This window comes from Neobacillus sp. PS3-12, assembly GCF_030915385.1.
Taxonomy (GTDB): domain Bacteria; phylum Bacillota; class Bacilli; order Bacillales; family Cytobacillaceae; genus JAEVLT01.
Genome location: NZ_CP133268.1, coordinates 3,267,749 through 3,285,641 on the forward strand (window position 1 = coordinate 3,267,749; position 17,893 = coordinate 3,285,641).

Sequence of the window (17,893 nt, forward strand, 5' to 3'; positions counted from 1 at the left end):
TCATTCTTGGTTAATATATACGTATCTTAATAAGGAGTAATAGATCATGAATACGACGATCTTAATTGCAGATGATGATGTTAATATTCGGAGAGTGACCCAGCTCTATTTAGAGAACGAGGGGTTTCGGATAAAAATTGCTTGTGATGGTAAAGAGGCACTTGACCTTTTAGAACAAGAAAAAATTGATTGTGCAGTCATTGATATCATGATGCCGTATGTGGATGGCTGGGAGCTTTGTGAGAAAATTAAAGCCTATTATGAAATTCCGGTGTTGATGTTAACAGCCAGAGCTGAATTGGATGATACGATTAAAGGTTTTAAACTGGGGACGGATGATTATCTGACGAAACCTTTTCACCCAGCTGAGCTTGTTATGAGGGTGAAATCCTTGCTAAAAAGGTATAGGGTTGCTTTGGAACACAGCATAAATTTTAATAAAGTGCTGATCAATAGAGATAGTTATAAAGTTCAAATTAAAGATGAGGAATTTCTATTGCCAACAAAGCAGTTTGAACTGTTGTATATGTTAGCAAGTCAACCTGGAAAAATTTTCACCAGAGATCAATTAATTGAAAGCATCTGGGGTCTCGACTACGAAGGAGATGAAAGAACTGTAGATACCCATATTAAAAAGCTTCGGAAACAATTTAAAAATTATGAGGACATCCTCCATATATGTACGATAAGAGGGCTTGGTTATAAATTAGAGGTATTGTCATGATTCAATCTATATACATAAAAAATTGTTTAAATTATTTCATGGTCATGATCGTGTCATTGATCGTTTCTTTTTTAATTACTTCGCTTATTTTTCAAAATCAAATTATAAAGATTCGCGAAAATGAAGTAATGGACCAAGGAAAAGGATTGATTTATTTATATCAAGCCTTGGGAAATAAAGGTTTTAATGAGTATTTGAAAAATACCAATTTGCCTTATGATGTCTATGTTTATAATAAGAATGGATTAGTATTAAAGACTCCAAACGCTTCAAAATCAAGTGGTTTAGGTAAAAAAACAATCATGGATGTTATTACAGGCCATGTATATCGGCAACTGGAAAACGGCCCACACAATATGATGATCGGACTGCCATTAGACAGGAAAAATGATAAATTTGCTTTATTTATTAAACCCAGTTTAAAAGAATCATTCAGACAGATTAGAAATATAATATTAACCTCGTTATTGATTGTACTTCTTATTGGAGTATCGCTTGTTCTAATTACAACTCGTTTTCTAATAAGACCCCTTTTCCAAATCACAAATGCTACTAATGAGCTGGCAAGAGGTAATTTTCACATTCATTTAGATGTCAAAAGCAAAGATGAAATTGGCCAATTAGCAAAAAGTTTTAATTATATGGTAAAAGAATTAAATAATACGGAGCAAATGCGCAAGGACTTCGTTGCCAATGTATCTCACGAGCTTCAGTCACCGCTTGCAGCCATCAAAGGAATGACAATTGCGTTAAAGGATGAAGCTGTGAAACCGGAGGAAGGAAAACTTTATTTGGAACAAATTCTGCTTGAGAGTGAACGCCTATCGGGTTTGACGAAACAACTATTAAATCTTTCTATACTTGAGGCGAACAAATCACCTTTTAAGCCAAAACACTACCCGTTGGATCGACAACTAAGAAATCAGCTTGTTGCCATGCAATCTCTCTGGATGGAACGAAACCTTGAAATTGATTTTGATCTTCCAAAGCTCGAAGTTTTTGCAGATGAATCGTTAATGAATCAAGTGTGGACAAATTTATATTCAAATGCCATTAAGTATAATTTCGATTATGGTAAAATTTCAGTTCGAGGATTTGACCGCAATAATCAGGTTGAGATACTGATTAGCAATACTGGTTATGGCATTCCTGACAAAGATATTCCTCATATTTTTGAAAGGTTTTATCGAGGTGAAAAAGCACATACTCGGACAACAGAAAGCTATGGGTTGGGACTGGCTGTTGTTAAGAGAATCATCGATTTGCACAATGGGAGTATCTCAGTCGACAGTGGAGAAGGTCAAGAAATCACTTTTAGAATTTGTTTGAATAAATGAATAAAACGTTAAGAAAGCAGTCCTGATGCGGACTGTTTTTTTTATGGAATTTTTTAAATATGAAAAGGTCACATTGAGGACACAAAACTATTATATTCTGATACATGTATGCTTAAAAAACATAGGAAGTTTTTTTGTTTAAATAAAACTAGAAAGGCAGGATTTCAAAAAATGCATTTTCTGACTAAGTTTTCTCTTAGAAACCCGGTTGCAATTGTTATTCTTGTGCTATTGATTGCAATTGGGGGCATATTATCAGCATTTGGATTACAGGAAGACCTTATGCCGAATATGTCTGTTCCAATAATTTCAATCATGACGACCTACCCAGGCACATCTCCCAGCCAGGTAGCGACAGATGTGACAAAGCCAATTGAAAAGGCCCTTAATGGTGCACAAGATGTACTCACCATTACTTCAACATCTGTAGCAAATGTTTCACAAATTGAGCTTCAATTAAATATGAATGCAGATCTTAAATCCGACATACAAAATGTCGAGCAGATTGTCAACCAGGTTCAGTTGCCATCCACAGCAGCTAAACCAAATGTAAGATCATTCTCATTTAGCAATACTCCTGTACTGACATTTACGGTTGCATCCAACAAATTGTCTAGCGAAGAGCTTAAAAGTGTTGTCAATAATTCTGTAGTGCCTTCACTGCAAGGTGTAGGTGGAGTGGCAACTGTTAGTGCTGCAGGTGCGGATGCAGACAATGTGATGATTCAGTTTGATCCTGCAAAACTGAGCCAATATAACCTAACGCTTCAGCAGGTTCTTCAAGATTTACAAGGTGACAATTCTTCTGTACCGCTTGGGACTGCCACTGCAGATGGAAAAGTTCAACCGGTACAATTAAACTCAACATTTAAATCTCTGGCTGACATTGAAAACTTGCAGATTGGAATTCCGGCTAATCAAGCAGCGAATATGCAAAAAGCGCTTGGAAATAGTTTGAGTCAAATGGGACAATCGATCGGACAGGTTGCCCAAAGTGTTGGTCAAGTGGCGCAAGGCGTTGGTCAGCTGGGTCAAAGTGTTGGCCAGTTGGGTCAGGGCGTAGGGCTTTTGCAGGCAGAAAACCAAATGCTCACGTCGCTACAACAAATTCAAGGTCAGATCTTTGGTGCTGAAATATCGCTTAATCAACAAATGGCAATGCCAAAGGAAAGCCAAGACCCGCAAACAATTGCTAAACTGCAAGGGCAGATTTCTGCCCTGGAGAATGCACAATCACAGCTTCAGCAGCAATTGACGCAAATTCAGTCAAAAATGAGTGCAGCATCCAGTGCTTCTAATGCAACAGGCGGTACTTCCAATACTAAGAATAAACCTGCTGCAAAACAGCAATCACAGTTAAAACAGCCTTCGGCAATCACGGATACTTCAAGTTCGCAATCGACAACGCTGGACACTATCCCACTTTCTAGTATTGCGACTGTGTCCATGCAGCCCCCTGTCGGAAGTTCAATAAATAGGACGAATGGACAGCAGAGTATTTTGGTGACTGTTTCCAAAACTGAAGATGCTAACACCGTAACGGTTGTGAAAGCCGTCAATGCTCAATTCAAAACATTAAATAAGCAGCTGCCAAACGGTGTTAAAATCGTACCACTGTTTGATTCTTCGAAAATGATTACAGATTCTGTTAATGGCCTAGTGAAGGAGGCTGTTTTAGGCGCCTTATTCGCAGTCCTTGTCATACTATTGTTCCTTAGAAACTGGCTAACGACCGTTGTTGCTGTTGTGTCTATCCCAGTTTCCATTCTTACAGCGATCATTTTGCTCGCCCGCTATGGTGTCACACTTAACATTATGACGCTCGGTGGACTTGCGGTAGCGACAGGGCGTGTTGTTGATGACAGTATTGTTGTCATAGAAAATATCTATCGAACGTGGAAAAACGGTTTAGGATATGGAAAAAAACTTGTATTGTACGCAACAAAAGAAGTAGGAAATGCAATTTTGTCATCTACTTTAGCAACCATCGCTGTTTTCCTTCCACTTGCCATGGTTGGAGGGATGGTTGGGAAAATATTTTTCCCGTTTTCACTTACGGTTGTATGTTCATTAGCATCTTCATTAATCGTTGCTTTAACGATTGTTCCAATTCTTGCATGGTTATTTGTAGTACGTAAGCCTAATAAAAATGTTGCATATAACTGGCTAGATGTGAAAGAACATCGAAATGGAAGCATTCATCCTGATTTGAAGAAGGGGGAAAATACGAAAAGCCATAACCCTTATGTAGCAGCAACAACGGAACAGCGTCCATGGCAAAAACGCTACCAGTCCATTTTGAGTTGGTGTTTGAACCATAAAGGCTGGGTGATATTCGGTACAGTCATTGCTTTTGTCGCATCACTGATGGTGTTGCCTTTAGTAGGAAGCACCTTCATTCCAAACTCTATGCAGCAAACTGCAACGATCTCGATTGCAATGCCTGCAGGGACAACGTTAGATGTTACAGATGCGAAGGCAAAGCAAGTTGAACAGACACTGAAACAGGATTCTTCAGAGATTTCTCGTATCAACACTTCCGTAGGCGGTGGCGGCGGAATGGGTATGAGAGGCGGCGGAGGAACGCAAGCAACGAATACTGCTTCATTAAATGTTGCTTTAAAGGCCTCTGCTAATGTGAACCAATTTTTAGCAAAAGCAAGAAAGCAAACCGCAAACTTGGCAACAAATGGAGCAACGATTCAGGTTAAGGGTCAAATGACGGGCGGTGGCGGTACATCGTTTGATATCGTTGTTAACGGTTCAAATGAGGCTTCCATTTCGAAAGCAGCAACCCAAATTACGAAACGCCTGCAAAGCTTCTCAGGCTTGGCTAATGTAAAAAGCAATTTGGCAGACACACAGCCTGAAATTAGTGTGGTACCAAATATGGAATCAGCAGCAAAGTATGGTTTAACCGCTCAGCAAATAGCAGGTGCTGTCAGAAACTATCTTTCTCAGCAAAACATTGGCACTGTCAATATTAACGGACAAACATATAACATGAATGTTGTGTTGAATAGTTCCACAGCTTTGAATAATTTGACTGCCATTCAGGGGCTTCCGATCAGTACATCGACCGGTCAAACCGTTACAGTTGGCGATGTTGCAAGTGTTAGCAGTGTTCAAACACCGACATCTGTATTTCACGAAAATGGTGATTCATATGCGGAGATTTCAGGTGACTATACAACACAGAACACTAGCAAAACGCTGAAGAGCGTATTGAAGGCGATTGATGCATTAAAACTGCCTTCAGGTGTTCAGGTAGGACAATCGTCCTCCGTCATGCAGCAAAATCAGAGTTTTACCCAACTTATTGAAGCAATTCTTGTAGCAATCGGCATTGTCTACATTGTGATGCTAGTTTTGTTTGGAGGATGGGCAGCACCATTTGCCATTCTTTTCTCAATGCCAGTGGCGTTAATAGGTGCGTTCTTCGGAACCTATATCGCCCATCAGCCGCTTAGCGTTTCGTCACTAATTGGTATTTTGATGTTAATGGGAATTGTTGTTACCAATGCGATCGTGCTTATCCAGCGAGTTGAACAACAAAGAACACTCGGAATGAGTGTCAGGGAGGCCTTGCTAGAAGCGGGAACGACAAGACTTCGACCGATCTTAATGACTGCCATAGCAACGATTTGTGCGTTATTGCCATTAGCGTTTGGTGCATCGGAAGGTGTATTAATCTCGCAGGGGCTTGCAGTTGTCGTTATCGGTGGACTTTTCACTTCAACCATCTTAACCTTGTGCATCGTTCCGTTGGTATATGAATTGATCCATTTGCGTATACATCGCAAGGAGCTAAAACAAAATGCTGTTATAAACTAAATTATTTAAAACAAAAAGCGTTAGTATATAAAGTACTAACGCTCTTTTGTTGCCAAACGACATGAGATACTTTACACTCGATGTTCACAAAACAAATCAGAGTGAAAGTAAATTGAAGCTGGCTTTTCTAATTAAAAATATCACGTTTTACAAATGGGGAACTCATAAAACGCCACATCACTTTTGGTTTTGTTAACCATTGAATATTGGCTCCATTTTTTTGATTATTCAAAATCCTTTTTGCTAGAAATTGGGTAACAGGTTCCACTTTATCACCAAGGATGTTATAGATTTTTCTATTTTGCTCATCAAGCGATTTTCTTAGAAAGTCCGTTGCCACCATACCAGGGCTTAAGGTGCCAACCTTCACATTCGTATTCTTTGCTTCGAGAGCTAGTGAGCGGGTGAAGTAACTGATTGCGCTTTTGGACGTACCGTAAATAGTCATCTTTTCTCGCATCATTCCATTGCTGCCAAAACCCTCCATGTTAAAAATTTGACCATCCCCATACTCCAGCATGTGTCTGAAAGCAACGTTGCTCCCATTTAGTACCCCCAATAAATTTGTGCGAATAACCTTTTCATATTCTGCTTGTCCCATTTCCCAAAATAGCTTTCGATCCTGGTCAATTCCTGCATTATTAATCCAAATATCTACCTTCCCAAAGTGCTTTTGGGAATAATCCCACAGCTTTTCTACATCATCTAATTCCTCGACCCTTGCTGGGAATCCTATAACATTATCAGGAATGTATTCTTGAAGATTAATTAAAGCCTTATCCACGCTTTCTTGTGTTGTGCCGTTAATGGTTACCTTACAACCTGCTTTTAAAAATTCCGTTGCCAAACCAAAACCGATTCCTCTCGTACTTCCAGTTATCACAACATGTTTCAATTTTTTTCTCCCTTTCTAACAATTGTTGAGATTTCATATCCTTATTATAGATCTTTCCATATTGTAATTTTTGGTATGAATATGACAAAATTTTTATCCTATTTAATTCTATAATCCTGAATAAACAACATACGTTAAGAAAATGATTTATCAAATAAGTTTGGGAGCATCAACAAATTGTATTATAATTATAAATAATCTGACATTAATTGAATTTATCTATTAAAATGAGAATCAGATAGGTTATTTCTTCATCAAAAAACGGGAATATATGATTTAAAGATTAATTGACTATAGGTGATCCTTATGCACATCAATAAATTTGTTACACCCGAAATTATTTTTGGAAAAAATGCAATTAAACAGACGGGGGATGCTTGCCTAAGGCTGGGCGCAAGGAATGTATTGATTGTAAGTGATAGGGGCGTTGCAAACGCCGGATGGCTGGAAAGAATTATAGATATATGCCAAGACTCCTGCCTTAAATTTGCTGCATTCATTGATGTTTCAGCCAACCCAAAAGATGTGGAAGTGGTTAACGGCTGCCGAGCGTTTATTGACAATGAATGTGATGCAATTATCGGAATTGGCGGAGGAAGTGCATTAGACGCAGCAAAAGCCATTGCGATTCTTGTTACGAACGGCGGAAAAATCAGTGATTATGAAGGGGTAGATAGAATTGAAAAACCCCTCCCGCCAATGATCATGATTATGACGACTGCTGGTTCAGGGTCGGAGGTATCTCAATTTTCAATTATTGTTGACTCTAATAGAAAAAAGAAAATGACGATTATTTCAAAGACACTAGTGCCGGATATTGCGATCATTGATCCATACACACTTGTTACAAAAAGTAGTGCTCTAACAGCCGCAACCGGTATGGATGTTCTAACACATGCAATTGAATCTTACGTGAGCATCGCGGCAACACCGCTTACTGACGTTCAGGCTAAAAATGCACTTTCGCTTGTTTCCACTTACTTGCGTCCTTCGGTAGCTTCAAAAACAAATGAGGAAGCAAAAGAGGCAATGGCAATGGCCAGTTTGCAAGCCGGACTTGCGTTTTCGAATGCAATATTAGGTGCTGCACATGCGATTTCCCATGCGGTTGGCGGAAGGTTTCCTCTTCCGCATGGAGAAATCAATGCCATACTGCTCCCATATGTAATGGATTTTAACTTTATTTCTGCTCCTAAAAGGTTTACAGAAATAGCTGAATTAATGGGAGTAGACACAAGAGGAATGACACAAAGAGAAGCCGGTAATGCAGCTATTAATTTTGTAAAAGAGTTATCGATTGATATCGGGATACCGAAGCAATTAAAGGAAGTAGGAATGACAGAAGAAATAATTGATAGTTTAAGTCAAACAGCGCTTGAAGATGCGTGTATGATTACCAACCCCCGTGATATGGACCTCGAACAGGTTAAAAATTTACTGAAAAAAGTATTATAAGGCGGTGAATCATCTTGCTCGAGGACAAACATGAAATGATTGCCCAATTGACTGGCGTTAAATCCTCCAAGAAAAGTTACTATACTGAACTAAAGAAAACGGTCGATCAATTAAAAAAGAAAAATATGCAACTGGAAATCATGAATGAAGTGATGAAAAATATTAAAGTGGATATGCCGCTGCAGGAAATATTGAAAAATATGATCGAAAAATTAAGAGTCCTTATCCACTTTGATCGTCTAGGTATATTATTGCTGCGGAACAATGACCTAACGCTAACAAATGTTTATCCAGCAGAAAGTCATAGTATGGAAATGGGAACAGCAATTCACAATGAACATTCCCTTTATTGGTCTGCCTTAAATAACAGGAAAATCATTTTTCAGCGATTGCATGACACTGAGGTGAATTTTTACGAAAAGAAATTTCTAACCATTCTACAGTTAAAAACTGTATTGGTATTGCCTATATATAGTAAAAACAAAAGGATAGGTATTTTAAGCATAGGGCGCCATGATGATTCTGATTGGAGCATTGACGATCTTGCATTTTTGGAGCAACTTACAGACCATCTGGCAGTCAGTATTGAAAATGCTCAATTATACAACGAAGTATTACGGGCAAAGCAGGAATGGGAGGATACATTTAAAGCTGTTGATGATATGATTATTGTTTTTGATAAAGATTTAAACATGATTCAGTTAAATGATTCAGTAAAGAATTTTTTCAAACTATCCGAAAAGGCAAACTTTGCCTTATTGGAAGAAGGATGTAAAACGCTGGTGAGAGAAACATTCCAATCAAAAAAGGCCGGCTACAATGAAATACATCTGCCAAATCAATCTACCTGTGAATTATATACATATCCTGTCTTCAACAATGAACAGCAGGTTTATGGTGTGATCGCCTATATAAAGGATGTAACAGAAAAGCGGAGGATGGAAGTCCAACTTCTCCATTCAGGAAAATTGGCTGCCATCGGGGAAATGGCAGCAGGTATCGCTCATGAATTAAATAGTCCTTTAACGGCAATATTGGGAAATTCTCAATTGTTATTACGTACGACATCAAAGGAAGATTCTTCGTTTTCTCTTCTTAACGATATAAAAAATTGCGGAGATCGCTGTAAACGAATTATTAAAAGTCTCTTGACTTTTTCTCGGCAGGATGAATATTTTTTTGACTCCTTTTCTCTCAATGAAGCGGTAGAACAAGTGCTCAATCTTTTAAAATATCAATTAGAAAAAAACAAGATCAAGATATCACTCCTCCTTCAAAAAGATTTGCCCGTAATTGAAGGGAGCCAGCCGCAGATTGAACAAATCATTATTAATTTACTGCTGAATGCCAAAGATGCCATGGAGCTTTCATCTGAAAAAAATAAGGAAATCCTTATTAAAACGGAGTGTCAATCAAACGAGGTCCACTTATCTGTGATTGATAACGGGATTGGAATTGAGGAAAACAGATTATCTGAAATCTTTCACCCCTTTCACACCACAAAGGAATCAGAAAAGGGAACTGGATTAGGCTTATCCGTAAGTATTGGTATTGCCAGAACACATGAGGGAACCATTGAAGTGAAAAGCAAACTCCATAGGGGCAGTACATTCATTTTAAAATTGCCCATTCAACAATCGAAAGGAATGGAGGTGACCACATGACAAATTTATTAATCATAGACGACGAAAAAGAAATCGGCAATTTTCTGTCCCATCTTTTTCAGTCTAAAGGGTATCATGTGCAAGTGGCGAACAGCGGCAAAGAATTTACTTCCATTGATTTTACAAAGCAAATTTTCCATGCTGCGATGGTTGATTTAAAACTGCCTGATGCAGACGGACTGTCCTTATTGCAACAGTTAAAGAAATTTCAGCCGCGGTGCAAGGTAATTATCATGACTGGCTACAGTACCATTCAAACAGCAGTTGATGCTATAAAACTTGGTGCAAGTGACTATATTGAAAAGCCGTTTGATGATATTGATTTATTGGAGAAACAAGTGGATCAATTATTAGTTTCCAATGATACCTCCACTTACGAACAAATTAAAAACGTTGCCAGTGAAGCAGGGCTTATCTTTGGCCGAAACGAAGCAATGAATCTGCTGCTGGAGACTGCCTATAAAGTTGCGGGGAAGAATGTCAATGTCCTTATTGAGGGTGAAACTGGAACCGGGAAAGAAGTTCTGTCCCGTTATATTCATCAAGCAAGCGGGCGCAGTCATGAATCATTTATCGGGGTAAATTGTGGGGCCATTTCCGAATCCCTATTAGAGAGTGAACTGTTTGGCCACGAAAAAGGTGCATTTACGGGAGCAACGCAGCTTCGAAAAGGTCTATTTGAAATTGCCAGTAAGGGGACTCTGTTCCTTGATGAAATTGCGGAAGCATCCTCAGCCATCCAGGTGAAATTGCTTCGGGTTCTAGAAACCCGTGAATTTTTTCGTGTTGGCAGTGAAGGTATCTTACGTACAAATACACGTTTGATTGCTGCCACAAATGAAAACCTCCAAGAAGCTGTTCAACAAAAGAAGTTCAGGGAAGATTTATTCTATCGTTTAAATGTCGTGCATTTAAAGATACCGGCACTTCGTGAACGAAAGGAAGATATCCCTTTATTGATCGACCACTGCCTAGAGCGGCATCCAAATATTGATATCACTTTTTCCCATGATGCAATGGAGGTACTGCAGAACTATGAATGGCCCGGGAATATCTGCGAATTATCCAACTTTATTACAAGGATCGTTACATTCGCTGATTCAACCCGCAGTGTGATTACTGCAGACGATTTATCTTTTTCCAATCAAGCTGCAAGATCGTCTTTCCCTGAAAAAGTAATGAAACCAGCAGATTCAGCAAAGCAGGAAAATCATCTGGAAAGTTACTTGCAAAAGTGGACCAATGAAATTCTTGCCGTTTTCAAACAAAAAGAGGGATTCGGTCTTGAGGATGTTCTTTTACAGATTAAAACACTGGAGTCACAAGTAGGAAAGGCCTTCATTTTACAAAGCTTAAAAGATGCACATGGGAATCGAAAAGAAGCCGCAAAAAGATTACAAATTACGATGAGAAAGCTTCGTTACCTCTTAAACGAAAAAAAAGGCAGCCCGGAATTTCAAAATATCGAATGAGATACTAAAAAAGATGAAAGCACCTGTCTAATGAGGTGCTTTCATCTTCGAATAAGTAGAATACTTTAATCCATATTCACCCAAACGCTTTTTACTTCAGTATAATTTTCCAATGCATAGCTGCCCATTTCACGGCCGATACCGGATTGCTTGTAGCCTCCAAATGGACTTGCTGCATCAAATACATTGTAGCAATTCACCCAAACTGTGCCTGCTTTTACTCGGTTGGCAAGATAATGAGCCTTTTTGATATCCTGCGTCCAAACACCTGCAGCCAGCCCGAAATCGGAGTCATTTGCTTTTTCAATGAGATCATCCAAATCAGCAAATGGCATTGCTGACACAACCGGACCAAAAATTTCTTCTTTCGCAATCGTCATCGAATGATCGACATCTGCAAAAATCGTCGGAGAAACAAAATAACCTTTATCGAATGGAATGCTACCCCCTGCCAATACTTCTGCTCCTTCTTCGATACCTTTATCAATGTATCCTTTTACACGATTTTGCTGTTGTTTAGAGATCAGCGGCCCCATTGTCGTTTCCTGGAGCAGTCCATTACCTTGTTTAATATCCTTTGTAAGAGATACTAAATCAGCTACGACATTGTCGTACAATTTCTTCTGAACATACAAACGGCTTCCCGCACAGCAAACTTGGCCTTGGTTAAACATAATGCCCATCAATGCACCAGGCACTGCTTTTGAAAGGTCGGCATCCGGCAAAATAATGTTAGGTGATTTCCCGCCAAGCTCAAGGGTTACCCGTTTCAATGAATCACTTGCTTTTCTCATAATTGCTTTTCCTACAGGCGTTGAACCAGTAAAAGCGATCTTATCCACTAATGGATGGTCCACCAGTGGTGCGCCGGCTATTTGCCCAAAACCAGGTACAACGTTGACAACTCCATTTGGAAATCCTGCTTCTTCTATTAATTTGGCCAAATATAAAGCTGAAAGTGGTGTTTGTTCAGCTGGTTTCAATACAATCGTACAACCCGCTGCCAGCGAAGCACCCAGTTTCCATGCAGCCATTAACAATGGGAAGTTCCAAGGGATGATTTGTCCGACTACTCCCAATGCCTCATGACGAGTATAGTTAAAATAATTTCCTTGTACAGGGATGGTTTGTCCCACAATTTTTGTTGCCCAGCCCGCAAAATAACGAAAATGTTCAATTGCTAAAGGAACATCTGCATTCATGGTTTCACGAAGTGGCTTCCCATTATCCAATGTCTCAAGCTCCGCCAGTTCTTGCTTATGTTCTTCCATTAAGTCAGCTAATTTATAGATGAGACGGCTTCTCTCAGCTGTTCCCATTTTAGACCAAGGTCCATGGTCGAACGCTTCTCGGGCTGCTTTTACAGCTGCATCAATATCTCCAGGGCAGGCCTCTGCCACATCGGCCAGCTTTTCTCCCGTTGCCGGGTTAACAGTTAGGAATGTTCTACAGGTAAGGGCTTCAACCCATTGTCCGTTTATATAGAGTTTCTTTAACCCCTTTAAAAAATTTTCTAATCTTGGACTTACTCCTGTTCCTTTTGTACTTAAGTTTTGCATCAACATCACTCCATCCCGCATTATTTAATAAATTCATAGAGTTATATAAGACACTTATAGTTTTTTAAGAAATGGATAAAACAACACGTCCATTGATTTTTCCACTTTCCATCCGGTCAAATATATTGTTAATTTGATCAAGCGGCTGAACTTCGATGTTTGTGCGGACCTTCCCTTGTGCCGCAAACTCAATGGATTCCTGTAAATCCTTTCTTGTTCCTACGATTGAACCTTTTACTGTGACCCCATTTAACACCGTATCAAAAATCGGAATTGGCAGTTCATCATTTGGCAGACCGACAACGACAAGTGTGCCGCCTCTTTTTACCGAACCGTAAGCTTGTTCAAACGCTTTTCTTGTTACCGCAACGCTCACAGCTGATTGAACTCCGCCTACTTTGTCTTTGATTTCCTGAACAGGATCTACTTTTAATCCATTAATGGTAAGATCAGCACCTAATTCTTTTGCTAATTCAAGTTTGTCATCCTGAATGTCTACTGCAATGACATTGAAACCCATCGCTTTGGCATACTGAAGTGCAACATGTCCGAGACCGCCGATACCATAAATGGCCACCCAATCTCCGGGCTTAGATTCTGACACTTTTAAGGCTTTATAAGTGGTAACTCCGGCACAGAAAATTGGTGCTACTTCTTCAAAGTCAAGATTTTCTGGAATTTTGACCACATAGTTGGCGGGAGCTTTACAATATTCTGCATATCCCCCATCCACTGAGTAACCTGCGTTTAATTGATTTGGACACAATGTTTCACGGCCTGTTAAGCAGTATTCACATTCTCCACAGGCAGAATATAACCATGGAACACCAACACGATCGCCTACTTTAATCGAAGAGACACCGTCCCCAACTTTTTCAACGATCCCAACCCCTTCATGCCCTGGAATAAGTGGAAGTTTTGGTTTTACCGGCCAGTCTCCGTGTGCAGCATGTAAGTCAGTGTGACAAACTCCGCAAGCTTTTATCTTAACCAAAATTTCACCATATTCTAATTCAGGCACGGGCACTTCCTTAATTTCTAGTTGTTGTTTAAATTCATTTACTACTGCAGCTTTCATCATTCTGTTTTCACACATAAAAAAATCTCTCCCCTCAATTTTTGATTCATTCATTCTATTGCAAAAACCGTGCCAACTATAAAAACGCTTTCAAACATGCTTTTTAATAAATAATCCTGTTATTTTAGCCGAAAATTTGGCTCATTCGGCCGATAAGTTGTCAGAATTACGACGATTTATCGGTTCATTGGTTGTTGAGCATATTAAAGCTTAGATGGAGTTCATTGGATAAAATTGCAACAAAAAAGCACCAAAGATTTGGTGCTTAGTGGATGAAATACATAAAATATTTAACGTTTCCGTAATTCTTTTAATGCGGTCAACTGATTTTTTGGCTGCACGCCATATTAATTATTAGACAAAAACAGCCCAAAACAGGCGGCGGTTAGAAAAAGAGCAAACCCAAAAATAATCAGCATCCCGATGCCAGTGAACTTTTTCCCGCTTTTAAAGAAATAAATGATCAAACCAAGATAAACAAGCAGTAGAATCCATACTAAATATGACGATACTGTAGGTAAACTGATTAGTATTCCAATCTCTATAATGCAAAAAACAATCCCAATGCCAATCCCGATACCTAAATTCCCTTTGGACTGATTGTCTTTATTGCTATTGTTCATTAGATCACCTCAATTTCCTCCCTTATTTTCAAAAGCTGCTGCTCCTTATCATTCCGATAAAATAAATTATAGGTGTCGAAAGGAATGATTCTTCCATCAGGGTGTGCGATATGGACACATGATTTTTTCACAGAACGAACATCGAAGTTGTGGGCATCCTGAAATTGCATAATAATTACTCGAAACACATTGGCGTAGCTTATCGTCCCTGGCAGATTGACCTTCGGAAGACAGCAAAGCAAATCTTTCAGTGATAGGGCTGACGATTGAGGAGAATGATTTAAAGAAAAGAGCTTAAAAATCTGTTTTCGGATATCTTCATCTTGCTCGAATACAATTGTATTTCTGCTACCTTCAAGCAAAATATTTTTATCAATCATTCCCGTCAGTGGTGTCACGACACCGTCTTTCTTGAATGCGTATCCCATCGCAAGGGCATCGGGGTGGCAAGGCACTGGTACCATATCTTTTTCACCGAAGACCCCTGACTGATCGATGATCATCTGGCGAACCTCGCTAAGGGTCAAGCGGTCAGCCTCCGGATTGAATCGTTCCAGTCTTCCTGCTTCCTGAACGGGCTGAAACGTTACTCCGCGAACGCAGCTTTGTTTAAGACCATATTGAATGATTTTCCCGACTTCATGGTCGTTCAAGCCTTTTTTCAGGACAACCACTAATGTTGTGGAAATATTAAATTCATTTAAATGATCGATTGCTTTTTGGCGAATATCTTGCAAATCAACGCCACGAAGTTCCTCAAGCGCCTCTTTTTCGAAACTATCAAACTGCAGGTAAATCTCGAATCCTGGTTTATATTTGGCAAGACGCTTCACGAAATCTCTATCAGTAGCAATCTTAAGTCCATTTGTATTAAGCATAATGTGTCTGACTGGGCTTTTTTTCACCATATCCAAGATTTCAAAAAATTGGGGGTGGATTGTTGGCTCGCCCCCGCTGATTTGGATAATATCAGGTTCTTTTTCGTTGGCGATTATGCTTTCGAGCATTAGCCTAATTTGTTCTAATGAGCGAAAGCCGCCCTTATTTGGTGACGACTCCGCAAAACAGATGGGACATTGCAAATTGCATTTTTCGGTAATCTCGAGGAGGGTTAGGCAACTATGCTGCTCATGGTCAGGGCATAATCCGCAGTCATAAGGGCAGCCATATTGGACCTGCGTGTTCCAACGATGAGGCATCTCAGATGGTTTGATGAACTCCCTGCAAAGTTTATAGTAATCAATGTCGGTGGAAATCAAGACTTTCTCTCGGCCGTGCTTCATACACGTTTTTACCATGTAAACACAGTTATTTTCAAAAATGATTTTTGCCTCCACTTTTCTTAGACAGGTTGAGCAGATACTAACAGTGAAATCATAATAGGTATAAGGACGGTTCGGCATATAATTCTCTCCTTTTTTTACGCATGAGCCATACATAATAAACGAGACCTAATAGGCTTACGACTTGTATATTATTAAGATAAAAGTAGGGGTGCGGTGTCGGTTTGATAAAATCAATCCAAAAACGGAACATCAAATACGAAAACATATAAATTTGAAATAAATATCCTTCGTATAATTTACGTCTCTTCTTGATGAAAGTTAGAAAGAGGATTAACACCAATAAAAAAGCAATTTCATATAGCTGCGTCGGGTGCCGTTTTACTCCATCTCCGAAATCGACACCTGTAATCCAATTAGTCGATGTGCCGTAAGTATGGTCGTCGAGTCCCGTTAAAAAACAGCCGATTCTTCCAATCATCTGGCCCACTGCAAGAGGGAGGACAAAGTCATCACCCGTCGAGCGCGTCCATCCTATGATTTTTTTCGTCGTTTCGACTCCAATCAGACCTCCAAGCAGTCCGCCAACAATCGTTTTTCCTTCCATCATGTATGTGAGGCTATTCCATTGATGTAAGGTTTTCACAGGGTTTTCCATCCAGTAGACGATTTTGGAGCCGAGAAACGCACCGAATATGGCACCGACCACAATCCATAATGCTTTTTCCATCGGAATTCGTTCTTTGTTCCGAGTATACAAATACACCCGAAACCCGATGAAATAGGAAAGGGATTCAAATAGCAGATGGGGATGAATTCCAAAAAGATAGACTGGGAATTTCATAAATACTCCTTTTTTTCTAAATATTTACTTACTTTTATTAAAGCATATGGTTGTGTATTTTAAACAGAAAAAATAATATATTTTTTAGATTCAGCCTTAGCCGAAATACAAAAAAGCCCGGAAGTAACTGTTAACAGTTACCTTCAAGGCTTTTAACGTTTGTAAATTGTTTTATAAAAAAATCTTGAAATAAACGTCATTAGTAGGTATCGAGAACTAGTAACGAAAAATTGTTTGATTTTCACTTTTAAGATATCCATTTTTACCAAAGCTATATCAATAATAATATGGCTTAGTGGAGGTAATATCCTATAAAACACCCCTGTCTTTGAGGAAGTAATGGTAGCGATAAAAGAAAGTATTAAACTGTATAAAGGAATTATTTTAAAATGTTCATACCACGAAAAGAAATATCCACGCCCAAATCGAATATAATGTTTCATTGCAAAAATATACATTAAAGTAATCCAGACTACTTCAGTAGCAAAGTAATGAGCCATTACCATTGCCCATCTTTTTTTGATTGATAGTGCCTTATAAAACCCATCACTTATATAAAAATATACATTTAGAAAAACTAGAGTGTATATAGGCCTCCACCAATATACTTTATAAATATTTAATCGTAAAAATAGTTTCTCAATACAATAATAAAAAATGCTAAAACTGATTTTCCACTTCCAGTTCTTGTTGAAAAGAGTTAAAAAGGTAGATGTAATTGGTACGTATACCGCCTGAGAGAAAATAGCTCCTAATAATGAATCAAAAACACGTTCTTTCAAAATTGAAGGTTTGTATTTATAACCGTGAAATAAGTTAAGGATGGGGTACTCGAATAGATAAGCAAAACCTATATTTGATAATAGTAAAATCCAAATATCCTTTCGATTTTTACGTTTTAACAATATCAAAAACAAACCTAAGTGTATAACTGCTAACAATAAAAAAGGCATTGAATTCTTATTAAAAAATTTTTTCCTTTTTCTCATTCATTACACCATTTTACTTTTTGACATTTAGTTTTATTATTGTTCACTTAACAGGAAATATTTATTAAACGAAATAGTAGTTCAGCACAATATGCTTTTATGGAAAAACAAAAAATCTTCCAAGGCTAGGAAGATT

The 17,893-nt window shown here is 38.7% G+C and carries 13 protein-coding genes; 6 read left to right on the forward strand and 7 right to left on the reverse strand.

Annotation, left to right across the window (positions count from 1 at the left end):
* Positions 1–46 precede the first annotated feature (46 nt).
* The 3 genes from RCG17_RS16595 (at position 47) to RCG17_RS16605 (ending at position 5,895) form a co-directional block, all read left to right on the forward strand.
* Positions 47–724, forward strand: a complete 678-nt coding sequence (locus tag RCG17_RS16595) for a response regulator transcription factor (protein WP_308171250.1) — start codon at positions 47–49, stop codon at positions 722–724.
* On the forward strand, positions 721–2,061 hold the full coding sequence (locus RCG17_RS16600; protein ID WP_308171251.1) for a sensor histidine kinase: 1,341 nt from the start codon (positions 721–723) through the stop codon (positions 2,059–2,061). The genes RCG17_RS16595 and RCG17_RS16600 overlap by 4 nt, the downstream gene beginning before the upstream one ends.
* 171 nt (positions 2,062–2,232) lie before the next feature.
* A complete protein-coding gene (locus tag RCG17_RS16605; protein WP_308171252.1) occupies positions 2,233–5,895 on the forward strand; it encodes an efflux RND transporter permease subunit in 3,663 nt (1,220 codons plus the stop codon).
* Between the two features lie 127 nt (positions 5,896–6,022).
* On the opposite strand, the gene RCG17_RS16610 is transcribed toward RCG17_RS16605, so the two are convergent.
* Positions 6,023–6,790: an SDR family oxidoreductase gene (locus RCG17_RS16610; protein WP_308171253.1), complete on the reverse strand. Its 768-nt coding sequence runs from the start codon at positions 6,788–6,790 to the stop codon at positions 6,023–6,025.
* 306 nt (positions 6,791–7,096) lie between these two features.
* Here RCG17_RS16610 and RCG17_RS16615 point away from each other — a divergent pair, with 306 nt between their 5' ends.
* Genes RCG17_RS16615 through RCG17_RS16625 form a run of 3 tightly spaced genes read left to right on the forward strand, consistent with a single transcriptional unit; the run spans position 7,097 to position 11,381 of the window.
* The gene (locus RCG17_RS16615; RefSeq protein ID WP_308171254.1) at positions 7,097–8,245 is read left to right on the forward strand and encodes an iron-containing alcohol dehydrogenase; all 1,149 of its coding nucleotides are present in this window, start codon (positions 7,097–7,099) and stop codon (positions 8,243–8,245) included.
* A gap of 35 nt (positions 8,246–8,280) precedes the next feature.
* The gene (locus RCG17_RS16620) at positions 8,281–9,909 is read left to right on the forward strand and encodes a PAS domain-containing sensor histidine kinase (RefSeq protein ID WP_308175866.1); all 1,629 of its coding nucleotides are present in this window, start codon (positions 8,281–8,283) and stop codon (positions 9,907–9,909) included.
* Positions 9,906–11,381: a sigma-54-dependent transcriptional regulator gene (locus RCG17_RS16625; protein ID WP_308171255.1), complete on the forward strand. Its 1,476-nt coding sequence runs from the start codon at positions 9,906–9,908 to the stop codon at positions 11,379–11,381. The genes RCG17_RS16620 and RCG17_RS16625 overlap by 4 nt, the downstream gene beginning before the upstream one ends.
* 65 nt (positions 11,382–11,446) lie before the next feature.
* Here RCG17_RS16625 and RCG17_RS16630 read toward each other — a convergent pair whose 3' ends face one another.
* The 6 genes from RCG17_RS16630 to RCG17_RS16655 all read right to left on the reverse strand — a co-directional run bounded on the left by RCG17_RS16630 (position 11,447) and on the right by RCG17_RS16655 (position 17,757).
* On the reverse strand, positions 11,447–12,940 hold the full coding sequence (locus RCG17_RS16630; protein WP_308171256.1) for an aldehyde dehydrogenase family protein: 1,494 nt from the start codon (positions 12,938–12,940) through the stop codon (positions 11,447–11,449).
* A 64-nt stretch (positions 12,941–13,004) separates the two neighbouring features.
* Positions 13,005–14,018: an alcohol dehydrogenase AdhP gene (gene adhP / locus RCG17_RS16635; protein WP_308175867.1), complete on the reverse strand. Its 1,014-nt coding sequence runs from the start codon at positions 14,016–14,018 to the stop codon at positions 13,005–13,007.
* Positions 14,019–14,365: 347 nt separating this feature from the next.
* Positions 14,366–14,641 (reverse strand): hypothetical protein, encoded by a 276-nt coding sequence (locus RCG17_RS16640; protein WP_308171257.1) that lies wholly within the window; start codon positions 14,639–14,641, stop codon positions 14,366–14,368.
* Complete coding sequence (locus tag RCG17_RS16645) at positions 14,641–16,044, reverse strand: radical SAM protein (protein WP_308171258.1); 1,404 nt, start codon at positions 16,042–16,044, stop codon at positions 14,641–14,643. Before RCG17_RS16645 ends, RCG17_RS16640 begins: the two co-directional genes overlap by 1 nt.
* Entirely contained in the window at positions 16,016–16,768 is a 753-nt protein-coding gene (locus RCG17_RS16650; RefSeq protein WP_308171259.1) for a prolipoprotein diacylglyceryl transferase, read from the reverse strand. The genes RCG17_RS16645 and RCG17_RS16650 overlap by 29 nt, the downstream gene beginning before the upstream one ends.
* A gap of 152 nt (positions 16,769–16,920) precedes the next feature.
* Positions 16,921–17,757: a hypothetical protein gene (locus tag RCG17_RS16655; RefSeq protein WP_308171260.1), complete on the reverse strand. Its 837-nt coding sequence runs from the start codon at positions 17,755–17,757 to the stop codon at positions 16,921–16,923.
* Positions 17,758–17,893 lie beyond the last annotated feature (136 nt).